This is a genomic window from Psychrobacter sp., from assembly GCF_035469765.1.
Classification (GTDB): Bacteria; Pseudomonadota; Gammaproteobacteria; order Pseudomonadales; family Moraxellaceae; genus Psychrobacter.
In genome coordinates, this window is sequence record NZ_DATIRM010000124.1 from 1 (window position 1) to 6,576 (window position 6,576).

At 41.3% G+C, this 6,576-nt stretch carries 6 protein-coding genes; 5 read left to right on the forward strand and 1 reads right to left on the reverse strand.

The genetic code is table 11. The annotated features are described in order from the left end of the window. Nucleotides 1-233 (forward strand): hypothetical protein (locus VLN09_RS03580; protein ID WP_325243821.1); only part of this gene is annotated, 233 nt, incomplete at its 5' end. 111 nt (nt 234-344) lie between these two features. Here VLN09_RS03580 and VLN09_RS03585 read toward each other — a convergent pair. After that, nucleotides 345-974 (reverse strand): superoxide dismutase, encoded by a 630-nt coding sequence (locus VLN09_RS03585; protein WP_325243822.1) that lies wholly within the window; start codon nt 972-974, stop codon nt 345-347. Nucleotides 975-1,464: 490 nt separating this feature from the next. On the opposite strand from VLN09_RS03585, the gene rdgB reads away from it, so the two are divergent. The 4 genes from rdgB to clpX all read left to right on the forward strand — a co-directional run bounded on the left by rdgB (nt 1,465) and on the right by clpX (nt 6,398). Beyond that, entirely contained in the window at nt 1,465-2,118 is a 654-nt protein-coding gene (gene rdgB, locus VLN09_RS03590) for an RdgB/HAM1 family non-canonical purine NTP pyrophosphatase (RefSeq protein WP_325243823.1), read from the forward strand. Between the two features lie 408 nt (nt 2,119-2,526). Then, entirely contained in the window at nt 2,527-3,870 is a 1,344-nt protein-coding gene (tig, locus tag VLN09_RS03595) for a trigger factor (protein WP_325243824.1), read from the forward strand. A 425-nt stretch (nt 3,871-4,295) separates the two neighbouring features. Beyond that, nucleotides 4,296-4,991, forward strand: a complete 696-nt coding sequence (gene clpP / locus VLN09_RS03600) for an ATP-dependent Clp endopeptidase proteolytic subunit ClpP (protein WP_414709079.1) — start codon at nt 4,296-4,298, stop codon at nt 4,989-4,991. A gap of 132 nt (nt 4,992-5,123) precedes the next feature. Continuing rightward, complete coding sequence (clpX, locus tag VLN09_RS03605) at nt 5,124-6,398, forward strand: ATP-dependent protease ATP-binding subunit ClpX (RefSeq protein WP_325243825.1); 1,275 nt, start codon at nt 5,124-5,126, stop codon at nt 6,396-6,398. Nucleotides 6,399-6,576 lie beyond the last annotated feature (178 nt).

A 6,576-nucleotide genomic window follows, 5' to 3' on the forward strand; every position in this document is an offset into this window, starting at 1 on the left:
TAAACAAAGAAAACTTTCAATCGCTACAGTTCAAACTTTCACTCATTAAACATCTTGTCAATGTTATTCATGATCTTGTCATTAGTGAGACTACATTTAAGCGTGATTTTGATAGTCATTTCAATAAATTACTTCAAGTAAGAACAAACTTGAAAACAAAATCTTATCAGCGATACGAAGAATCTCTTATCCTAAGCAGGGAGAAAGCACGTATGTTAAGAAAGGGAAAATGATATATAAAGATAATTAAAGCTATAGGAATTACTTATATCACTATCTGGATTACAAAAAAAGGACGCCTCTCAGCGTCCTTTTTTATTAATCAAATACTTAGTCGTTAAAGATTACGCTTCAACGCCAGCATCTTGACCTTTATATTTTGCGTTTGCGTAGTCCCAGTTCACTAGCTTGTCTAGGAAGGTGTCAACATAGTCAGGACGACGGTTACGATAATCGACGTAATACGCATGTTCCCACACATCACAAGTCAATACCGCGATTTGGTCATGTGCAAGTGGCGTATCAGCGTTAGCAGTTTTGGCGATAGACAGTTTGCCACCGACTTTATCAGCTACTAACCATGCCCAACCTGAACCGAACTGAGTCAATGCTGCATTTTTGAACTCTTCACGGAACTTATCATAGCTACCGAAATCTTCTTCGATTTTGGCTTTTAGATCGCCAGTAGGTTCGCCGCCGCCGTTGTCTGGCGTCATGCAGTTCCAGTAGAATGTGTGGTTCCATACTTGAGCTGCTTGGTTAAACATACCTTGCTTGCTGTCATCTTTAGCCGTTGCTAGGATGATTTCTGACAAGGTTTTATCTTCTAGACCAGAACCCGGTAGCAATTCGTTCAATTTATTTACATAAGCAGCGTGATGCTTATCATGATGGAACTCTAAAGTTTCAGCACTGATATGTGGCTCAAGTGCATCTTTTGCATATGGTAATTCTGGTAATGTAATCTTTGACATATTATTTTATCCTTGCTGTTTAGCCGTTAATTTATAGAAACTAGATTAATAAGAACTAAACTAATAGAGACTGAATTTTACGCTATTTTTACCACGCAAAATACCCTATAAAATAGCGAGCTAAATTGGCTGAGTTTATTGTTTAAAATGAATTTTATCGATTAATACATTGTATTGTTGAACACAGTATCACGTATTATTATGAATCCAAAATTAACTATTATTCTTTTCTTGCTCTTAGCTCAAAAGCCAACTACTTGACTTTGTCAGCCTTTATTAACCAAATATTCACAAGCTATAAGATATAATTCACTGTAGCTTGGCAGCTATTATAGCAATAGTGGCGATAAATATCAGTTACCAAATGTTATGCAAAGCTCAATCAGTATCGCTTGCGAACAGCAAATAAGAAAAGCTTATAGAAATAGCACGTTAATATGAATCACTCTCTTTTATTATTTAGATCTAATTACACGACGGAATACCCTCTATGAGTGTTATCAGTACATCACTACCCTTGACCCAACCCACATCTCACAACCAATGGGTACTCGCTAGCAATAATAAAGGCAAACTGGCTGAGTTCACAAGATTGTTTGCCGAAGCAAATTTGGATGTGACGGTGATACCGCAAGGACAGCTTGATATCGAGGATGCAATTGAAGATGGCTTGAGTTTTGTAGAAAACGCCCTTATAAAAGCCCGTCATGCCAGTCGTATTAGTGGTCTACCTGCTATTGCCGATGATTCTGGCTTATGTGTGCCAGTATTGGGCAACGCACCGGGTATTTTTTCGGCGCGCTATGCCGGTGAGCATGGCAACGATGCCAAAAACAACGCCAAACTAGTCACTGACTTGCAGCCTATCCGCGATGAGCACCCTAATGAGCCTATTAAAGGCATGTTCGTTTGCGTACTAGCGATGGTACGTCATGCTGATGATCCGCTACCGATTATCGCGCAGGGTTTATGGCAAGGTGAAATTCTAACAGCAGCGCATGGCGATGGCGGCTTTGGTTATGATCCATTATTTTGGTTGCCAGAGTTGCAGGCGACAGCAGCGAGCTTAAGCGCTGCTGCTAAAAACCGCATCAGCCATCGTGGTCAGGCGATTCAGCAGTTATTGGCACAATTGCCGTCATAGTCATATTGGATAAGCAGGCAGTACACAGTATGGCTTATCAAAATCGTGCGAGCGGCTATGAAAGAGATAATTTTTACTTTAATAATCAGATAGATTATACTGTTCTACTTTTAAAATTTTGTTGAAAGCCGTTAGTTGTCTGTATAATTCGCCAAAAAGCGTTATTATGCGAGCCATTAGCGGTTTATGATTGATATTTGATAGCATCCATTAAGATTTATCATTTTTTATACCAGTACCAAGGGCGATTGCTTGAGGCATTGGTGGTAAAATAGCTATCACTATCCCCTATTTATTCCAACGGCAACCAGTAGCACACGCGTATTTTGCAGCATGGTTGTCTATTACTATTTAACCCTAAGTACTTTTCAATCCGAAGTACTATTTAATCCTAAAGGTGTAATCAACATGGCTACAGATTTACAAGTCACAACCAACAAGCTTTCTAACAAAGAAACTCAGTTAACGGTCAAAGTACCCGTTGAAAAGATTCAAAACAAAGTTGAAGGTCGTATTCGCCAAGTAGCGAAAACTGCCAAGATTGACGGTTTCCGTAAAGGTAATGTTCCTATGTCACATATCCGTTCACAATACGGTGCTGGCATTCAACAAGAAGTGATCAACGACGTTATTCGTGATACCGTTTTTGAAGCGATCAAATCTGAAGACATCCGCGCCGTTGGCATGCCTAATATCGACGACGTAAAACTTGAAGACGATTTCTTGGTTTATCAAGCGACTGTTGAAATCTTCCCAGAAGTTGATGTACAAGGTATCGATGAAATCGAAGTTGAACGTCATACCGCCAAGGTTGATGAAGCTGATGTTGACACCATGATCGAAAACCTACAAAAACAACGTGAAGAATTCGTTGAGAAAAAAGGTAAAGCGGACAAAGGCAATCAAGTAACTTTTGACTTTGAAGGCTCTATCGATGGCGAGAAGTTCGAAGGTGGTTCTGCTGAAGACTTCAAACTGGTTATCGGTAGCAACCAAATGATTCCTGGTTTTGAAGCAGGCATCAAAGGCATGAAAGCTGGCGAAGAGAAAGTAATCGAGGTCACTTTCCCAGAAGATTATCAAGCTGAAAACTTGGCTGGTAAAGAAGCTCAGTTCAAAATCAACGTAAAATTGGTTGAAAAATCTAAGCTACCAGAAATCAACGAAGAGTTCCTTGAGCTATTCGGTGTTAAAGAAGGCGGCGTTGAGAAGTTAAAAGATGACGTTCGCAAAAACATGGAACGTGAAATCAAAAACGCTGCGCGTAGCCAAGTAAAACAAGCAACGTTTGATGCCTTGCTAGAAAAGAACGAGTTTGACGTACCAAACGCTATGCTAGAGCAAGAAATCGAGCGTCAACGCAACATGATGATGCAACGTTTTTCTCAGCAGTTCGGTGCCAATGCTGATAGCTTCGATAAAGACATGCTGCCAAATGAGCTATTCGAAGAGCAAGCGCTACGTGCTGCCCGTCTTGGCATCATCGTTGCTCGTGTTATCGATACCAAAGGTCTAGAAGTTGACCAAGCTCGCGTTGAGACTTTCATCAAAGAAGCAGCTGAAAACTACGAAGATCCAGCAGAAGTGATCGAGTACTACACCACTGATAAGCAACAGCGTGCTAACATTGAGTCTGTCGTTCTAGAAGACCAAGTAGTAGACTATCTAATTGGTCAAGGCAAAGTAACTGATAAAGAAGTTAGCTACCAAGACCTATTAGCTGCTCAGCAACAACAGCAGCAAGCGATGTAATCTAGCTAGCTCTTTGCCGTTAACTGGCACTGACTGCTAAGATTGATCCAAAAATGCCCTAACACTTTGTTAGGGCATTTTTATTGCGTGACTGTTTTTAGGGGTTTTAATCCTTGTTTCTCGTCACTGCCCTTGATAAATGGGTACAAACGCCCTATTAATAAGGAATAATTTATTATTTGTCACATTAAAAAGTTACTATTACTCTGATAAAAAAGTTACCATTAGCTCAATTATTTTTAGTAGCTAGCGTTAATCGGCGTTATTTTTCAGTCACTTGTGTGATAGGCCTTTTACTCAGCTCAATAGGTTTTATTCGCTGATGGCTTTTATTACAAGCCAGCAATGCTTACAATGATAACTACCCATAAAAATTTAACGATTTGCTAGCCTCTACTCTTTTATATTTATAAACAGGATATTTTATGACAGATTATGATCGCATCACTGCCAACCCGCATTTTGATATGCTCATGAGTGCGCACAACGACGCGCAAGGCATGCAATATACTCAGAGCGCCCCTCAAAGCGCCTTGGTTCCTATGGTAGTTGAGCAATCAGCTCGCGGTGAACGCTCGTTTGATATTTTTTCACGCCTCTTGCGTGAGCGCGTTATCTTTTTAACTGGTCAAGTTGAAGACCATATGGCCAATCTTATCGTCGCGCAGCTGCTATTTTTGGAAGCTGAAAACCCTGATAAAGACATTCATTTATATATCAACTCACCAGGCGGCTCGGTCAGTGCTGGTTTGGCCATTTTTGATACGATGAACTTTATCAAGCCTGAAGTATCGACCATCTGTATGGGCGGTGCATATAGCATGGGCTCATTCTTGCTAGCTGCTGGTCAAAAAGGCAAACGTTACGCCTTAGCTAATGCTCGCGTCATGATTCATCAGCCTTCAGGCGGTGCGCAAGGTCAAGCCACTGATATCGAAATCAACGCGCGTGAAATCCTAAAAACTCGTGCGCGCTTAAACGAGATTTTGGCAGAACGTACGGGTCAACCAGTAGATAAAATTGAAAGAGATGTTGAGCGTGATTATTGGTTAGATGCTAAAGAAGCTAAAGAATATGGTCTGATTGATGAAGTATTAGAGCGTCGTCCTGCGTCTTTATAATAGCTACTCTATGAGCAGCCGTATCGATGTAGATCGTGCCGCCTTCATGCTTAAGTGCTCTATATTAGGCACTTAAGCATTGATACAAACATCAGAATATTTATAAGTATAAAATTTTAGGAGTGCCTGTATATGGCAGAAGATAACACCCCGCAGTGCTCGTTTTGCGGCAAAGAAAAGAGTGAAGTGAAGCAGCTGATTGCTGCTGACGATGCCAATATCTGTAATGAATGTATTGAGCTATGTACTGACCTTATTGCCGACAGTGACGAACATGGTGATGACGATAGCGACATTGATACCTCTTGGGTCAATAAAAAACTGCCAACGCCAAAAGAGCTACGTGCCAAGCTTGATGAATATGTCATCGGACAGGACGCTGCCAAAAAAGCGTTAGCGGTTGCGGTTTATAACCATTATAAACGCCTAAAAGTTAGCCAAACTTTAGCCAATGATAGCAAAAAAGCTAAAATTGGCGCTGATGATGCGATGGTAGAGTTGGCCAAAAGTAACATCTTACTGATCGGTCCAACCGGTTCTGGCAAGACTTTGCTTGCGCAAACCTTAGCGCGTTTACTCGATGTGCCGTTTGCCATGGCAGATGCCACAACCTTAACCGAAGCCGGTTATGTCGGCGAAGATGTTGAAAACATCGTGCAAAAGCTATTACAAGCATCAGATTATGATGTCAGTAAAGCGGAGCAAGGCATCATCTATATCGATGAGATTGATAAGATCAGTAAGAAAGGCGACAATCCCTCTATCACCCGTGATGTATCGGGAGAAGGCGTTCAGCAAGCGTTGCTAAAGCTTATCGAAGGTACGGTTGCTGCTATCCCGCCACACGGTGGTCGTAAGCATCCACAGCAAGAGCTGATCCAAGTCGATACCAGTAATATCTTGATTATCGTTGGTGGCGCGTTTGCTGGTCTAGATAAAGTTATTCAGCAGCGTACTGAAAAGACAGGCATTGGCTTCAATGCTGATGTCAGCTCAAAAGATGATAGCCGTCGCAGCTCAGAGCTACTACAGCAAGTCGAGCCAGAGGACTTAATTAAATTTGGTCTTATTCCTGAATTAATTGGTCGTCTGCCAGTGCTTGCAGCCTTACAAGAGCTTGATGAAGAAGCGCTGGTACAGATTTTGACGGAACCTAAGAACGCCTTGGTTAAGCAGTATAAGTATCTGTTTGATATGGAAGGTGCTGACATTACCTTTACCAAAGAAGCGCTTGATGCGATTGCCAAAAAAGCGATGGCACGTAAAACAGGTGCTCGTGGACTGCGTTCTATTGTTGAAAACGCGCTCCTTGAGACGATGTATGAGCTGCCATCTATGAAAAATGCTAAAACGGTACTCGTTGATGAGCAAGTCATTAATGAAGGCAAAACACCTGAAATTGCTTAGCCTATCGTTGGCGGCAAATTGAGGTTAGTTGGTTATCGCTCATAAGCTTTTATGATAAAAACGGCGTCTGGCATTCATTGTGCTAAGATGCCGTTTTTATGCCTACCGGCTTCTTGTTTATGATACATGCATTGGCAAAGAGCAATCATATAATGATCCTTATAAATAACGACCCTTA

Coding starts and splice junctions, on each gene's coding strand:
- VLN09_RS03585 (WP_325243822.1), bottom strand. CDS start 974: ATGTCAAAGATTACATTACCAGAATTACCATATGCAAAAGATGCACTT.
- rdgB (WP_325243823.1), top strand. CDS start 1,465: ATGAGTGTTATCAGTACATCACTACCCTTGACCCAACCCACATCTCAC.
- tig (WP_325243824.1), top strand. CDS start 2,527: ATGGCTACAGATTTACAAGTCACAACCAACAAGCTTTCTAACAAAGAA.
- clpP (WP_414709079.1), top strand. CDS start 4,296: ATGACAGATTATGATCGCATCACTGCCAACCCGCATTTTGATATGCTC.
- clpX (WP_325243825.1), top strand. CDS start 5,124: ATGGCAGAAGATAACACCCCGCAGTGCTCGTTTTGCGGCAAAGAAAAG.